Source organism: Pedobacter sp. SG908 (genome assembly GCF_011759615.1).
Classification (GTDB): Bacteria; Bacteroidota; Bacteroidia; order Sphingobacteriales; family Sphingobacteriaceae; genus Pedobacter; species Pedobacter riviphilus.
On sequence record NZ_JAAOYY010000001.1, the window covers coordinates 3314726 to 3329603 of the forward strand.

Annotated in this window: 15 protein-coding genes; 9 read left to right on the forward strand and 6 right to left on the reverse strand. The window is 38.8% G+C overall.

All coding sequences use genetic code 11. From position 1 onward, the window contains the following. Nucleotides 1-2: 2 nt before the first annotated feature. The 3 genes from FHT21_RS13555 to FHT21_RS13565 all read right to left on the reverse strand — a co-directional run bounded on the left by FHT21_RS13555 (nt 3) and on the right by FHT21_RS13565 (nt 2834). Nucleotides 3-599 carry a TlpA disulfide reductase family protein gene (locus FHT21_RS13555; protein WP_167295174.1) on the reverse strand — a complete coding sequence of 199 codons (597 nt, stop codon included), beginning with the start codon at nt 597-599 and terminating at the stop codon, nt 3-5. Nucleotides 600-777: 178 nt separating this feature from the next. Further along, nucleotides 778-1056, reverse strand: coding sequence for a hypothetical protein (locus tag FHT21_RS13560; RefSeq protein WP_167295175.1), 279 nt, complete (start codon nt 1054-1056; stop codon nt 778-780). A 1493-nt stretch (nt 1057-2549) separates the two neighbouring features. Next, nucleotides 2550-2834, reverse strand: coding sequence for a hypothetical protein (locus tag FHT21_RS13565; RefSeq protein WP_167295176.1), 285 nt, complete (start codon nt 2832-2834; stop codon nt 2550-2552). A 402-nt stretch (nt 2835-3236) separates the two neighbouring features. Between FHT21_RS13565 and FHT21_RS13570 the strand changes: the two genes are divergently transcribed. Beyond that, nucleotides 3237-4559, forward strand: coding sequence for a hypothetical protein (locus FHT21_RS13570; RefSeq protein ID WP_167295177.1), 1323 nt, complete (start codon nt 3237-3239; stop codon nt 4557-4559). An 89-nt stretch (nt 4560-4648) separates the two neighbouring features. On the opposite strand, the gene FHT21_RS13575 is transcribed toward FHT21_RS13570, so the two are convergent. After that, on the reverse strand, nt 4649-5050 hold the full coding sequence (locus tag FHT21_RS13575; RefSeq protein WP_208398917.1) for a nuclear transport factor 2 family protein: 402 nt from the start codon (nt 5048-5050) through the stop codon (nt 4649-4651). A 144-nt stretch (nt 5051-5194) separates the two neighbouring features. Between FHT21_RS13575 and FHT21_RS13580 the strand changes: the two genes are divergently transcribed. The 8 genes from FHT21_RS13580 (at nt 5195) to FHT21_RS13615 (ending at nt 11966) form a co-directional block, all read left to right on the forward strand. Then, nucleotides 5195-6208, forward strand: coding sequence for an AraC family transcriptional regulator (locus FHT21_RS13580; protein ID WP_167295178.1), 1014 nt, complete (start codon nt 5195-5197; stop codon nt 6206-6208). Between the two features lie 205 nt (nt 6209-6413). Then, entirely contained in the window at nt 6414-7436 is a 1023-nt protein-coding gene (locus FHT21_RS13585) for a histidine kinase (RefSeq protein ID WP_167295179.1), read from the forward strand. Further along, nucleotides 7433-8209 carry a LytTR family DNA-binding domain-containing protein gene (locus tag FHT21_RS13590; RefSeq protein ID WP_167295180.1) on the forward strand — a complete coding sequence of 259 codons (777 nt, stop codon included), beginning with the start codon at nt 7433-7435 and terminating at the stop codon, nt 8207-8209. The genes FHT21_RS13585 and FHT21_RS13590 overlap by 4 nt, the downstream gene beginning before the upstream one ends. Before the next feature lie 110 nt (nt 8210-8319). Then, entirely contained in the window at nt 8320-9153 is an 834-nt protein-coding gene (locus tag FHT21_RS13595) for a sterol desaturase family protein (protein ID WP_167295181.1), read from the forward strand. Between the two features lie 26 nt (nt 9154-9179). Then, nucleotides 9180-9398 carry a hypothetical protein gene (locus tag FHT21_RS13600; RefSeq protein ID WP_167295182.1) on the forward strand — a complete coding sequence of 73 codons (219 nt, stop codon included), beginning with the start codon at nt 9180-9182 and terminating at the stop codon, nt 9396-9398. A 43-nt stretch (nt 9399-9441) separates the two neighbouring features. Continuing rightward, nucleotides 9442-9831 (forward strand): hypothetical protein, encoded by a 390-nt coding sequence (locus FHT21_RS13605; protein ID WP_167295183.1) that lies wholly within the window; start codon nt 9442-9444, stop codon nt 9829-9831. 1 nt (nt 9832) lies between these two features. Next, nucleotides 9833-10876, forward strand: coding sequence for an alpha/beta hydrolase (locus FHT21_RS13610; RefSeq protein WP_167295184.1), 1044 nt, complete (start codon nt 9833-9835; stop codon nt 10874-10876). Nucleotides 10877-10880: 4 nt separating this feature from the next. Then, on the forward strand, nt 10881-11966 hold the full coding sequence (locus FHT21_RS13615; RefSeq protein ID WP_167295185.1) for a serine hydrolase domain-containing protein: 1086 nt from the start codon (nt 10881-10883) through the stop codon (nt 11964-11966). Nucleotides 11967-12246: 280 nt separating this feature from the next. Here the strand turns inward: FHT21_RS13615 and FHT21_RS13620 are convergent, their stop codons facing one another. Beyond that, nucleotides 12247-13500: a DUF2264 domain-containing protein gene (locus FHT21_RS13620; RefSeq protein WP_167295186.1), complete on the reverse strand. Its 1254-nt coding sequence runs from the start codon at nt 13498-13500 to the stop codon at nt 12247-12249. A gap of 16 nt (nt 13501-13516) precedes the next feature. Continuing rightward, a complete protein-coding gene (locus FHT21_RS13625; RefSeq protein ID WP_167295187.1) occupies nt 13517-14875 on the reverse strand; it encodes a glycoside hydrolase family 88 protein in 1359 nt (452 codons plus the stop codon). Nucleotides 14876-14878: the final 3 nt, after the last annotated feature.

The window sequence follows — 14878 nt, forward strand, 5'->3', positions numbered from 1 at the left end:
AACTAATCCTTTGGCTCCCTAAACCGCTTTAGTTTACCCACCGTCTGCACATGCTTACGGTTACGCTCCACCATCATCACCACGTTTTCTTCTGTCAAAAAATCACTTGAAGTAATCCCTTCTATCTCCCCACCGATTATCCAGACATAATGCGGGATAGACCGGTGCGGAAAAGCCTTCAAAAACAGTTCATCCTCAACCACAAAAGGCAGACTCATCTCAGCCAAAGCCCCGTCCCGCCCAGCCTTTGCAACAAGCGACGCAGCCGTATCACCGGTCCCCAACGAATTCACCAGTAAAACTTTAAGATCATCAGGATACTTTTCCTGCATCTTCTCCAGAAGCGGAAATTTCTTCAGGCAGGAGCCGCACCAGCTTGCCCAGAAATCAATAATAATCAGCCTGTTAAAATCAGCCGAAAGCGAGGTAGCAGACAGTTGCCTGCCTTTAAGCACCTTACTCTCTAAAGTAAAAAGCGCACGCGGCAGCTTTGCCCCTACATAAAGGGGTGCGATAGAATCCACTTGCTTGCCTTGAGCCCATAGCCCAGTACACATACTGCAAAGCAGCAATAAAACACAATAAATATTTTTTTTCATGATTAGTTTAGTTAACAGGTACATCAGTGGTCACATCAGCTATCCAGGTTTCCCAAAGCTGAAAAACCACCACAAAACATTATTATCCTCGGCATAAACCCCAAAAAATGGGCATAACAATAGCAGGAAGCATATTTTAAGCTTCATTTTGATTGATTTAAACGTAAAAAAATTAGAATTAAACTGTAAATGCCCTTATTCCTTCAATCTTACCCTGCTCCATCAGCGTCCGCACCGCCGTGACCAATTCGATCAGGCCATCAAAAACATCACTGATCTCCTGCTCAGTGATATTAAGTTCCAGAAAACCCTTTTTATCGTTTAAGGCATACCCCTGAAAAGACTCGAGCAACGTTAGCTTTATTTTATGATCACTATAGTGTTGATAAAATAATTCCAACACCTGTTGAGCTGTTTTCAAAGAAGGGCTTCCAGAATTATAATCAGGTAAAGTCATAAATTGATGGTTAGAGAAAAGTGTTAGTTGATTAAAGCAAGAGCAAAGTTTGACTACTTTACAGTAACATTTGGCGACTGGATTTCAGCAGTGATCGAAAAAATCTCAGCTGCCAAGGTAGCCTTATTCTGGACCTTTAATAATATTTTTGATAGGATTTTGGAGCGAAGGTGAAATAAAATCAATCTCAGAATTTGTAACCAAGCTCACATTGCCATCAATACAACAGAAACACGTCAAATCAATTGGGCCTGGCTTCATTCTGCCTGTATTCCGTGGCACCTGTCCGGACTCATACTTATTCTTAATAACCAGTCCCTGCCTGCTACCACCTACAGGCCAAATGCTCCATACCGCCAATGAGCTATACAAAAAAGCCCAACAGAGAAAAAAAAGCGGCAAATAACTACTATCGGTCTTCATATGCAGAGTTAAAAATTCTAAACTAAAAATTGATCAAAGGCAGTCGCCCAAAGTACCCAATTGTGGAAGAGGCTAAGTGGCAGAAAACTCCCACCCTGGCCTAAAAATCCAGACGTACAAATCCCGTTACGGCAAAGCCGTTTATTTTTTCAAACACAAAAAAATCGAGGAAGGATGGGCAAACGACACCCCAATAAACCAGCGCCCAAGCTCCAAGCAAACAAAGAATGAGGCAGGCCATCATTATTAAGAACCTATTTTACTTTCGACCATAAAGGCCAACCTGCCCTATTCAAAAAAAATTATTCAGGATTCTTTGGCTTCAAGGCGTAAAGCCGGTCAAACGGACAAGTCAATAAGGACTGATACAGAAATGCTTGAAAATGGCAAACCATTAAAACAAAATACTGAGGTATAGCTACATCGGGCAGCATCAACCAGTTAATCGAATTTATTTTTTGTTTGCTCATAATCGTATGTTATGAGTCCTGGCGGAGAGAGAAAAAGTGGGCTTCCCAAACCATAACCTCATAATGTTTCTCACGCCTTACGTTGAAATGGAATTACAGCAGAAGCCCAATCTTATTTTGGAAAGCTAAAAATAGCAATTCCGCTATAAGAAATGGGATAAAATCTGCTGTCCTGCTCCAACGGCGTGAGATTTGAGGTTGCAAGACTCTTAATTTTACCTTACTGGTTTTATTTTTTATTACGTAAATGTAAATAAAAAAAAGCTAAACGTCAAGTAATTACATGACAATTTAAATAAAAACATCAAAAAACACTGTCAACTATATTTTTTAGCAATAAAATGATAAGTGAGAGAGAATGTAAGGGGGTCGGCACATTGTTTTCCTTGCTCCCGTCTAACTGTACCCCAATATTCATTTGAGCATAAATGCGATTGCTGCACAATAGTAGCACGCTAATTATGATTAGAAAGTTAAAAAATTGATTTTCATTTTGTATTACCAAAGTAGCAATCAATTATATTGTAAATGATATGATTTACAGCAGAGTCTCGACGTCTTTCCAATCGCAACTTTGATTTTAGAATTCTTTACCTAGCTTTATTGATAGAAAAGTTCACTCAATAACTTACAGTCGCTTTTAGCAATTTTTATTGTACCACCACCACCTAAACTCACGGCCTTAAGACGATAGTCAAACCTATAGCAATCGGATTCATCGTCTACAATTACCTTATAATATTTAAGGTTAAACCCTCTTCTTTTCATCCGTTTATCGGCCAATATCTTTGCCTGATCTTTATTACAGTTTTCAATTTTTTTCTTATTCAGTACGCAACCTTGAAAAAGAATTACAGTGATAATCAAAATTTTAATAAATTTCATAGACTTATGAAAAAAAGAAAGTGGTTAAACGATAAGGATTAAATAGTCTCTGAAACGGCAGAAAATTCAATTGTTTCCACACCACTTGATGCAAGTTCTCCGCCCTAAGTATGCCAGGTGGTTCTGTATCTCGTGCCAGGTTGCGAGTTATCATCATTTTCTGAATACTTTGTTTTGTGATACCTTATTTACCTTTTTAGCTATTGCCTGAAAACCTCACTAAACAATTAAAATGGCTACTTTACTCTTATTCTCTTCGCTAAAATACCCATTACTAAGTATTCTTACAGGGAATAAAAAACTTATCTTTGTATTGTAACTCGTTGTCCTGAAGCTTGTTCACATTATATAGCTTTAGAAAAAACGGGGTATCTCAACGCTACATCTAAATAACCTCTGAATATGAAATATCAGACCAACTTAAGAATAAAATGTTGTGATCACACTTTTTTATTCGCATTAATTTTACTCTTACCTTTCTCTTTAAGCGCACAAGAACTTCAATTTCAAGGAGGTGGAACAAAAGAAATAAAACGACAGTCTGAGGATAAAACTTATTCAATTGAATTTGGAATTGAAAAGCCGACACAGCCCTATAAAATAGAATATAAGATAAATGCAGAAGATAAAAGAAATGAAGCCTATCCGAAAAGAGATTATGTATTTGATAATAACAGCATCACCTTAAACGAAGGTAATGGCTATAAAGGGAAAGTAGATATTTTAATAAAGGGAAATAATTATAAAGAACGTTTACCTTTTGTGATTACATTTAGCTATACCGACGATAAGAAGAAAGAACAAAAGAAAGATTATTATGTCATTATCAATGCAAAAGATGATGGAGGTGCTGGAGAAGGCAATTTGACCGAAAAAGAAACAGGTATTTTAGACCATGTAGGCATAGAATTATTTACTGGAGGTACGTTAGATTTTTTTAATAACCTTAAATTTCAGAATATAGGCGGCGAATTTATCATCAACGCAAATGATATTGCCGGTCCCGAATCCCGTTTAGGTGGTTTCATTGGAATTTCCAATTTTCAAAATTTCACCAGGGATTCATCAAATATAAATGGCAGGACGCAGCTCGTGTTATTAGATACGGGAGCTTATGTTCCTGGAAAGTCGAGATATAAAAGTACAAGATACATTGATTATTTAAAAGTGAGCAGTAATCAATGGAGCTACTATGTTAACCCAACTTATCGCTTGAACGATATTAGAAGTAATTTTTTTAATATTTATCTATCGCTCAGACTGGAAGCTTTAGTGGTTTCTACAACACGAAGTTATACAACAGATACATTATTTACAGATACAAGTACGCGGGCTTTGCAAAATCCAGTTTTTCAATCAGGCAAAGGCTACCTTATCCAGAACCTGTCTGATATACAAACAAGCGGCTATTTTAGTGTAGGCATACCCATGTTTCTGAATGCCAAAGGAAAATTTAAACTTTATTTCGATCCAAACCTTGGCATCGCACGATATAACATTTCTACATACCACCCTAACAGCGACCAATCTAGATTAGAGAAGTTTATCGTATCGGATGTAAGACCATTTTATCTTGTTAGAATGAGGGTGAGTGAACAATTTTCTGGTTTACAGGTAACTATTGGCGGAGAGATAAGGGGCTTTTTAAAAGATTATGCGCCGACTATTAATGCTTATTTGGGGATAAGGGCGAATATTGCCGGGCTATTGGGGGCAAAAAAATGATCGTTTTAGAAAGTTGGTTTTCATATATTTTAGTATTACAACATCATAGGCCGGACAGTACGAAATAGTCTGTCCGGCACTTAAGTGATTTAATTTTTCCAGAAGCCATCCTCCTGCACCTGGTCGGCAGAAAAAATCTCTACATTACATATTTTACCATTCTCAACGGTGTAAATATCGATATTGTAAACGTCGAGTTTTTCTCCAGAGGGTTTCTCTGCTATCCAGTGTAACAGACATGCCACCCGGTTGCCATTTAAGCTAATAGAATGATAAGCATCTAACCGTAGTGTGTTACCAGAAAGCTCGAACATTTTACCTACCATTCCGAATACCTCTTGCTGTGAACGCTTTAGGCCAGAGATTTCGTTGTTGCCAGGCTGCGACCAGTTTACCCCTGGAGATAACAGTTGGCCAATTTTTTCAAGATCGATCGCTTTGACCGAAGTCAAAAATTCTATCACTGTTTGTTTTGACTGATTTTCCATCATATTTTTTTTATTAGTTTCTGAACCAAAGTTCGCAGGTTGAACCGGAGTTAAGATTACCATTACACGACATTGAATTATCTTTTTCCGCCAAATTATTTTTATTCTCTACGATATTGATATTTTAGCTTTACGTATTTATCTATTATGGAAGACCAGGTTAAAAATTTCGTATTAAGGCTAATTGGTTACGCAGTTCAAAGAGACATATCGGCAGAAAAACTTCTCCGTGCCTCAAACATCACCTTAGATGAACTCACCGTATTAAAAAAGCCACTTACGGCTAAACAGATCGATGATGTTTGGTTTAATGCCGTGGCTATAAGTAGAGATAACTTGTTTGGTCTTCATTTAGGTGAATCTTTACAGATACAGGCATTGGGAATTGTTGGAGAAATAATAAAAACAAGCAGAACAGTGGGCGAAGCGTTAACTAATGCTGCTCCCCTGGCCCATATCATCTCGGCATCGATAGAACTTAGCATTTTTAGGGATGACCATCATTTTTCGATAACATTTGTACCGGCCAGCGGGGATTGGGCCCAGCATACAGCCGAAATACAAGCCGTTGATCTTTTGATGGTTCTGGTTATACACGAGCTTGACGGATTATTGTTTAAGAAACTGTACCCAAGTTCGGTCAGCTTCGCCAGATTGCTGGATAACCCTGGTGAATATGAGCGCGTTTTGCGCTGCAGGCCGGAGGAAAATGCAAAAACCACCCAAATTTCATTTGATATTGCCTATTGGGATGAAAGAATTATAAGATCAAAACACGAACATCAGCAGGTTTTGCTTTTGGAAGAAGGTCTTTGGCAAAATACGCATGTAACTGACCGGGCATTAAAAAAGCGTATCTACAATTACATACGCTCTAACTCCTATCTAAAAATGGTTACCCTCGAAGATATTGCGTGTAATTTTAATCTCAGTCCGCGCACGCTCCAGCGTAAATTAAAAAATGAGGAGATCAATTTTCAGCAGCTGGCTGATGAAGCCCGTAAAAACCTTGCTTTAATGTATTTGAAAGATGATTCGCTTCAGATAAAAGAAATAGCGACCATGCTTGGTTACAATGAAGTAAGCGCATTTATACGTGCCTTTAAACGATGGACAGGAACGGCACCCGCTCATTTTCAAAAAAAAATGCATCTCCTGTAGATACCCTAGAGAGGCCGTTATGGTGAATTATGCCTTAGACTAACAAGGGCATGGTACTTCACTTATTGATATTGACCGATACCCTGAACCTTTGCCATGGCAGAGCACAATAAGGACAAGCATATTTTGGTTAACTGGCCCCTGAATCTGTCAGCTTCACCGTGGTTAAAAACAGTTTGATGTATTTTTTTCATATGTTTAACCGATGGATAAAAATGAGCGTCGAATTTCCTGGTACAGTTCGCTGTTGATAGCCTTATTGGTTAATACACCGAAGCTGCTGGCGTTACGCGAGAAAGGAATTGTTGCGCAATACTGGCATTTTAATCCCTTTGAACTGCTGTACCAGTTTTTGTTCAATCTGTTTTTCTGCGGATTAATATTCCATTTAAACCTGACCCCATCTTCAAAGCTTTACATTTACCGTGAAAGACATAAAACTGGCCTGTATGTTGTTTTAAATGTATTAATATTCCTTTTTGCTGTTTTTTTGGGAGGTGTGCTTCAAAACAAATTATTTTTATCGGCGCAATTGCCGAGGATTTACATAGTGGGCAACTTCGTGCGGTTATTTTTAAGTAGTATTTTAACTGGTATTCTGATTAAAATTATCTTGCTTGTACGTGCTGCAAAAAACAAGGAAGTAGAAAACGAGCAGCTCAAAGTGGCTTATATGCAAACAGAACTGGAGCTTTTGAAAGAGCAGATGAACCCACATTTTTTGTTTAATTCTTTAAGTAGCCTCTCGGGTGTGATAAGGGAGAATCCGGCCCTGGCGCAAAAATATGTCCGCGATCTATCTACCGTTTTTCGCTACGCTTTAAATCCCTCCAAAAATAATCTGGTAACACTTCATGATGAATTAAAGATGTTAAAGGCATTTGCCCAGCTCGTTACCATGCGTTTAGAAAATGCTTTTAAAATGGAAATCAATATTCCGGATGAGGTATTGAATTATAAATTACCCCATTTAACTTTACAACCTTTGTTAGAAAATGCCGTAAAACACAATGCTGCAACTTTTACAAAACCCTTAATTGTAAAACTTTATATATATGGTGATTTCCTTGTTCTTAGCAATAATCTCAACGAAATTCCGCGGCCTGAAAGCAGCAACGGAATGGGACTTGCAAATTTGAACGAACGCTTTAAGATTATGGTAAAAAAAGAGATCGAGATAAGCAAAAGCCAAAAAGAATTTCTGGTAAAAATCCCTTTAAAAGCATGAAGACCATCCGTACTGTTGTTATAGAAGATGAAGCTGTTACCGCGAGGAACCTCATTCATTTATTAGGAGAAATAGCGCATGATATTGATGTTGTCTCAACATTAAGTTCGGTTGAAGAGGCCATTAACTGGTTTACCGCCAACGAAAGCACCTACGATTTAATTTTTATGGATATCAGACTTGCCGATGGATTATCATTCGATATCTTTAAACAGATCAACATTGATAAGCCTGTAATTTTTGTAACCGCATATAACGATTATGCCATCGCGGCTTTCAAAAATAATGGTATCGACTACATCTTAAAACCTTTTGATGAGGAAGAAATTGCCAATGCCGTAAACAAGTACAAAAGATGGATTGGTAGTGTTGAACCACAGGTATTGCCGGTGTTTGCAGATTTATTGGCACAGATTGGAAACCGCTCTAAATCTTATAAAAAGTCTTTTCTTATTCACTACCGTGATAAATTGATACCTGTAGAAACGGCTAAAATTTCGTGGTTTTATACCGCTAATGAAATTGTTTATGCCAGAACAATGGATGATAGGCAATACGTGATGGATTTTACCATAGAACAGCTGGAACAGCAGCTTGAGCCAGATTCTTTTTTCCGGGCTAACCGCCAGTTTATCATCAATCGTCAGGCGATAACTGAAGTTGAATTTTATTTCAACGGAAGATTGTTGGTTAAAGTAAAACCAATTGCAGAAACGCAAATTTTGATTAGCAAAGCCCGTGTACCCGAGTTTAAAAGATGGATGAACACTTAAATTGTTTCACCCCTTTGTTTTTCAGCTTCACCTGTTTTTAGGCCACAGCAAAATTCATTTTTATTCAACTTTATCCTGTCTTAACAAGTCAGAATTTAATTTAAATGAAAATGAAAAACCACATTGGTCAATATCGCGTTTACATCCTGTTATTTCTTTTTGTATTAATTGTTGCCGAAATTATCTGGAGCTGGAAGAAAGAAAAAGAAGCTTATGATGTTAAGGAAACTTTTGCTAACCTCCTTATTTTTGCGGGCTTTCAGTTTTCAAAATTCATATTCGCAGGTTATCAGTTAACGATCCTGGGCTTCTTTGCAAACCTGGCACCAATAAAACTGCCGCATAATGCCTTTGTTTTCGGGCTAACGTTTATCACCGCAGATTTTATTTATTATTGGTTTCATCGCATTTCGCATGTTTGGAAACCACTTTGGGCATTTCATTTAATTCATCATTCGGCCATGCACATGAATTTAACCGCAGCATACCGTCTTAACTGGTTTTCTGCAATTGTTAGCCCCTTGTTTTTTATCCCGGCTGCATTATTTGGTTTACCTACCGATTTTATTGTGATTTCTTATGCGCTTAATCTCTCTTACCAATTTTTTCTACACACGGAAGCAGTTGGAAAATTGGGCCTGATTGAGCAGGTGATGGATACGCCGTCATCCCATCGCGTTCATCACGGGAGCAACCCGATTTACATCGATAAAAACTTTGGTGGGGTATTTATTATCTGGGATAAACTATTTGCTACTTATCAACCTGAAACAGAAAAAGTATGTTACGGCTTAACTACGGGTTTTTTAAGTTATAATCCATTCCGCCTGGTGGCTCAAGGTTTTATCAACTGGTTTAAACCGAAAAGTTCAAGTCCACTAAATAACAGTTCAACCCCACATCTTTCTGTTTCAACCGAAAAGCAAGAACATGCACTAAATTAATTCGTCTATTTAATAAAAAACACATCATGAAAAAATTTATTTTAATTATCGGTATTGCATTTTCAAGTGTATTACTTGCAAATGCCCAAAGAAAAATAGCTGTGTATACACCGGCCAAAAAAATTATAGTGCATCATCGCCCGATACTTGTAAAACCTGTTGCCAGCGTTGTTGCAGTAAAACCCGCACCGGTTGTGGTGGTAAAACCTGTTTTCAGGAGGAGAGTAGTGGTTGTTCATCACTAATCTTAAGCAATTTTCATATTTTTAAATCAATGGAAACCCAATCATGAAAGTCCCTAAAATTATAAATCGCTTTGCCGTTATATCGGTGTTATTAATATGCGGCTCAAGCTCAGCGTTTTCCCAAAACAAAGAGAATGATTTCAAGAATAAAACACCCGAAGAGCGTGCTAAATTTCAAACAGAAATGATGAAAAGCAAACTCAATCTCAATGCTGAACAGCAAAGTAAAATTGAAGGAATAAACTTAAACTATGCTAAAAAGTTCGAGCCAATTATAAAAAGCAGCGATAGTAAAATAAGCCGGTTTAAGCAAGCAATGTCTTTACAGAAAGCTAAAGATGAGGAGTTAAAAAAGGTGTTTACGGCTAGCCAATATAAGCAGTATGAAAAGTTTCAAGAAGAGTTAAAAGGTAAGCTAAAAGATAAAATTTAACATGAAAAAGTTACTCAGATTTTGCTTTTTACTACTCGTTTTATCAGGTTGTTCTAAAGGCGGAGATTCGCCATCAACCGAACCGGTAGATGATGATTTAGATGGTCCTATTTCCCGTCCGGTTTCCGGTTACGGAGCAGATGGAAACTTTAAGTTTGCAGAGATTAATTTTGCAAACCCCACCTATTCCGGAACCAATGTAACCATCTTTTACCCTGCAGGAATTACCACTCCGAGGGGAACCATTTTCTATTCACATCCTTATGGAGGAGAAGATAAAAATTATGCTAGAGGCCTTTTCGAGTTCATTGCAAAAAAGGGATTTGTAGTTGTTTTTGTCCCTTACCCAACAACTGGAGTAAGCATTGATGATAGATATAACACACTTTGGGCAGGATTTTTAAAAGCCGCAACAGATTATCCAAATCTTATCGATAAAACCCGTGTAGGTTTTATGGGGCATTCTTTTGGCGGAGGCGCCTCAATTGCCCTTGCTTATAAAGCCTTTACCGATTATGGCTGGGGACAAAATGCTCGTTTTCTTTTCACTATGGCACCTTGGTACAGCTATCAGATTACCAACGTTCAACTTCAGAATTTTCCGGCCAATACAAAAATGATTGCCCAAGTTTATGATGAAGATACTGTTAACGACCATCGCTTAGCGATAGATGTATTCAAAAACATCAGTATTCCAAATGCAGAAAAAGATTTTATCTACATCAAATCGGCCACAATTGCAGGTTATACTTACCACACAGAACACACCATGCCAAATACCCGAACAGCGTTTGATGCCTATGATTATTATGGCATTTACCGTTTGCTCGATGCCATGATGGATTATAGTTTTAATGGTAACCAGGCTGCCAAAAACGTTGCTTTAGGAAATGGTTCGGCTGAACAAATAACCATGCCGGGCTATAAAAATGAAACCTTGCCAACACTGGAAGTGAGTGATAATCCTGTGCCGAAGTATGCGCAAAGCCGTTACGAATTTCAGTGCGGCAATATTGTTAACCCCAGAATTGGAAATTGTAATTAAACAGATGAAGAAGTTGATTTTTATTGTTTCGATTTTATTTTATTGCGGAAATTTAAGCGCACAAAATTTTTCTAAAATCGATAACTGGCTCCAGGACCACGCCGATGTGATGGGCGGTAGAGTTTACCTGGTACTCTATAAAGACGGGAAAATTGTTTACAGCAAAGGAGTAAGCAAGCTTTCTGCAAAACAGAAAGTGGTAGGAAAAATCTTAGCGAAGAGACAAGGTAACACTGCCGATTTCAGCGATTACACGGCTACAACGCGGCAACAAATTGCCAGTTGCAGTAAATGGCTCAGCGCTGCTCTGGTTATGACTTTTGTTGATGAGCACAAGCTGAAACTTAGCGATACGGTTGGAAAATATCTTCCCGTGTTGTCTAAATCGGGCAAAGGGAATATTACCATTAGCGAATGTTTATCACATATGACCGGCATAAAATCGCCTGGTTTAAAAGAGAGTTTAAGCGATATGCGCCAAACCAACAGCATGGATGAGGCGATCCAAATGATTGCTGATTTGCCTATGGAGGGCGAACATGGGAAGGTTTTTCGATACAGCAATACTGGATTACAAATAGCTGGGGCAGTAATTGAAAAAATTAGCGGCAAAAGTTTCGAAACCTTATTTTCGGAAAGGATTGCTAAGCCTTTAGATATGAAAAATACCGATTTTGGGAAAGGTAAAGTTGCATTGCCTGCTGGTGGAGCAAGCAGTACACCAAACGATTACATGAATTTCCTCATCATGATTGTGAATAAAGGCCTGTTTAATGGCAAAAGAATTCTATCAGAAAATAGCGTAAACCAAATGCAAATTAACCGGGTAAACGCAGAGGTTAACAAAGCTTACGCACCTACTGAGGCAGGGAATTTTGGTTATGGTTATGGAGAATGGGTAATGGAAAACAGTACAGCCGGCAAGCCAAGTAATTCAGTAACCAGCCCGGGCCTATTTGGCAGTTTCCCCTGGATTGATAATCAAAAAAAATCTGCTGGTTTTTTGATGGCTTTTTACCTTAATAACAAAGGCAGACATGAATATTATATAGAGTTGAAGAAATTAGTTGATGAAGCCTTAGCGTATTAAATGCACGTTGATGACGGCATGTTCTTTTTAACCGTGAACCGGATTACTCTTCATTGCCCTTTAATTTGACAAAAATGAGGCTGTATCATAAATTTTATTTCCAATCGAATTTGTCACATTGAGCTTGCCGATGCATCATATAGTCTAAAGTTTTGCTCAACATTTAAACAGGTTCATCGACAGGCTCAAGATGACAACTATATTTATAATACAGCCTCTTTTAACAGGTAATTGCAAAAACAAGCTTGCATATAATTAAAATGAATTTGTTTTCATTTAATTATTTACCCGCTGAGTGATCTTTTAAGAAAGCATTACCTGTCCAGGCTTTTTGAGCGGTCCAGGGGGCGGCAGCTGCTGTCCAAAACACATTATCAGCAGGCAGGCCTAAAGGTAAAAAACCCAATGTTGCCATATAAAGGCTGCCTGTACAGGTGTATGGATCGGCAATTTCTGGCTGGTGGCCATTAAATCCTAAAACCAACCATCCCTGTTCATCAAAATTCTGGTTACCCGCATACATATTTTCGAATACTTTGGTCAGCGCACAACGCACCTGTGCCGGGCTTAATTCTTTAGGTAGTTTTCCATCCAGCGCAATCTGCCCAAGGGTTTGAAAAGCGGCAGTACGGTAAGTTACACTTCTTCCCAGCGGCGGATATTCTCCTGTTGAAGAAATCATGCGTTCGGTAATCTGGGCATAACGTGCAGCCCGCTCAGTGGCCTTGGTTAACTGTAGCTCGGCCATCTTTTTCTTGGCTACCATTACCTTCAGAATGTCTATCATCATCGGATGGATAACATAAGAATTGTAATAATCGGTACTGAAGCTCGAGCCATCAGAATACCAACCATCTCCAACGTACCATTCGTTTAGTTTGTTAATGGCGGTCATGGTGCGGTATGGTTCATAGTCTTCACCAACGCTTAACAGCCATGCTTCTTCTATTGCTGTAAATAAGAGCCAGTTGTTATAAGCGCCAGTTCTGTTTCTTAACGATTTAATTTCGGCTATGTACCTTTTTTGGGTAGTTTCGTTTAGTGCTTTCCAAAGATTGGGCGCACGCAAAAAGCCCTGTACTACATATGCGGCATCTACAATGGGCTGTGCATCTGTTCTGAAATTGATATAATCAGCACTTAATGGATCAACGGCATTGCTTAAAGCCTGAATGGTTTCTGCTTTAAACTTTGCCCTTAGTTTTCCCTCTTCGGTCTCATCATCTGACAGGCTTAACCAAGGGGCTATACCAGCAAAAGTACGGCCTAAAGCTTCTGTATACCCCACCTCCCTTACATTGTTATAGTAGTGTGGCGCCACCTCGGTAGCCATATTTTTTTTCAATGTATTGCCGGCCAGATTATGAATAACGGGATAGGCAATTTTGTATAAAGTTTTTACCCAGAATGCCCTGTCTTGTGCACCACTTGTTATTGCATTTACTTTCTTCTTCTTTCCAGTTTGTGCATGGGTAACTGCACTTGTGGTTAAAAATACAAAACCTATTAAAAAGGCATATTTAAAATTGTTCATGGTTAATTTTATCATTTTATTTGATGCTGATTTCGAAAAATTTGCTGGCTCCGGCGGTAAAATCCTCATTAAGATATACCTCGGTTATTTTTTCATCTTTATAATTAATACCTAAAGGCACAATTTGGCCACTAGCAGCGTTTCTTGCTATTAATTGTTCGGGATTTTTTACTTTAACCTTTTTTATAATTTGCGGCCATGCGATTTTTATGGTCTGATTATTACTGGTTGAAGATCCATTGTATGCCTCGGCAATAATGTTTCTATCATGATTTGCCAGGTTTAAACGGAACAGCTCACTCCCTGCCAATAAAAAAGCGCCAACACCGTAAACATCTGTATCGTCGTATCCAACCTTATCTGGTGCTGCGCCTTGTGCCTGCACAAAACCCAGCTTGCCATCAGGATGAACAGAAGAGCTAAGCGCATCCCATGCTTTAGAAATTACCCCATTATATTTTTTGTAAGGGATGAGCCCGTTATTTACGCCCCAGGCCATTGCATAACAGATAAATCCGGTACCGCTGGTTTCTTTTGAAGCATAACTTTCGGGATCGAGCAAACTGGCATGCCAGCTTCCATCTGCCTGTTGCAGCGACGCTAACCGCTCAGCCATGCTCTTAAATAATTTCACTAATTTCTTACGCTCGGGGTGATTTTCGGGTGTTACCGATAAGAGGCGCACTAAGCCTCCCATTACCCATCCATTCCCCCTGCTCCAGAATACTTTTGTTCCATTTTTTTCCTTTTTGTCGAAGTAACGGCTATCGCGGTAAAAAAGATGTTCATCCTTATCGTATAAATAGGCCGTAGATTTCCACCATAATTGGATTGATTTATCCAGGTATCTGGCATCTCCGGTTGCCTGGCTTAAATAAGCCAGTGCCGGTGGCCCCATAAACAAGGCATCGCACCAGGCCCACTCTCGTGTATAAATACCATTTTTCCATTCCAGGCTTTCTGAATGTGGTAAAGAAACAATGGTATCGGCCAGGGCTTTAAACTTCCGGATATATTCGGGTCTTTTATAAATGGTATATAACTGCGAATAAAGCTGACCAACGCAATAATCGTCTGCGAAATATCGGTATCTTCCTGTTTCCCACTTGTTATCTTCACCCACCTGAATCAGCTTTTTATAATAACTATCGTTATCGGCCAGGCGCCCCCATGCCATCATTCCAGCATACATGGCGCCACTGGTCCAGTCTTTTTTCGGGTTTTTCCACCCGGCCGTTTCTAAATTTGTCCATTGCCAATCGGCAACCTTTTTCATCTGGCTAATGATCTCACTTGCCAGCAGCTGTTTTTTCTGCGCATTTACCTTTCCGAAAGCGAAAAGAACCAAGAGGAATAGAATTATTTGTTTCTGCATTTA

Coding starts and splice junctions, on each gene's coding strand:
- FHT21_RS13595 (WP_167295181.1), top strand. CDS start 8,320: ATGAAAAACCACATTGGTCAATATCGCGTTTACATCCTGTTATTTCTT.
- FHT21_RS13575 (WP_208398917.1), bottom strand. CDS start 5,050: ATGATGGAAAATCAGTCAAAACAAACAGTGATAGAATTTTTGACTTCG.
- FHT21_RS13555 (WP_167295174.1), bottom strand. CDS start 599: ATGAAAAAAAATATTTATTGTGTTTTATTGCTGCTTTGCAGTATGTGT.
- FHT21_RS13570 (WP_167295177.1), top strand. CDS start 3,237: ATGAAATATCAGACCAACTTAAGAATAAAATGTTGTGATCACACTTTT.
- FHT21_RS13590 (WP_167295180.1), top strand. CDS start 7,433: ATGAAGACCATCCGTACTGTTGTTATAGAAGATGAAGCTGTTACCGCG.
- FHT21_RS13625 (WP_167295187.1), bottom strand. CDS start 14,875: ATGCAGAAACAAATAATTCTATTCCTCTTGGTTCTTTTCGCTTTCGGA.
- FHT21_RS13580 (WP_167295178.1), top strand. CDS start 5,195: ATGGAAGACCAGGTTAAAAATTTCGTATTAAGGCTAATTGGTTACGCA.
- FHT21_RS13620 (WP_167295186.1), bottom strand. CDS start 13,500: ATGAACAATTTTAAATATGCCTTTTTAATAGGTTTTGTATTTTTAACC.
- FHT21_RS13600 (WP_167295182.1), top strand. CDS start 9,180: ATGAAAAAATTTATTTTAATTATCGGTATTGCATTTTCAAGTGTATTA.
- FHT21_RS13615 (WP_167295185.1), top strand. CDS start 10,881: ATGAAGAAGTTGATTTTTATTGTTTCGATTTTATTTTATTGCGGAAAT.
- FHT21_RS13605 (WP_167295183.1), top strand. CDS start 9,442: ATGAAAGTCCCTAAAATTATAAATCGCTTTGCCGTTATATCGGTGTTA.
- FHT21_RS13585 (WP_167295179.1), top strand. CDS start 6,414: ATGGATAAAAATGAGCGTCGAATTTCCTGGTACAGTTCGCTGTTGATA.
- FHT21_RS13560 (WP_167295175.1), bottom strand. CDS start 1,056: ATGACTTTACCTGATTATAATTCTGGAAGCCCTTCTTTGAAAACAGCT.
- FHT21_RS13610 (WP_167295184.1), top strand. CDS start 9,833: ATGAAAAAGTTACTCAGATTTTGCTTTTTACTACTCGTTTTATCAGGT.
- FHT21_RS13565 (WP_167295176.1), bottom strand. CDS start 2,834: ATGAAATTTATTAAAATTTTGATTATCACTGTAATTCTTTTTCAAGGT.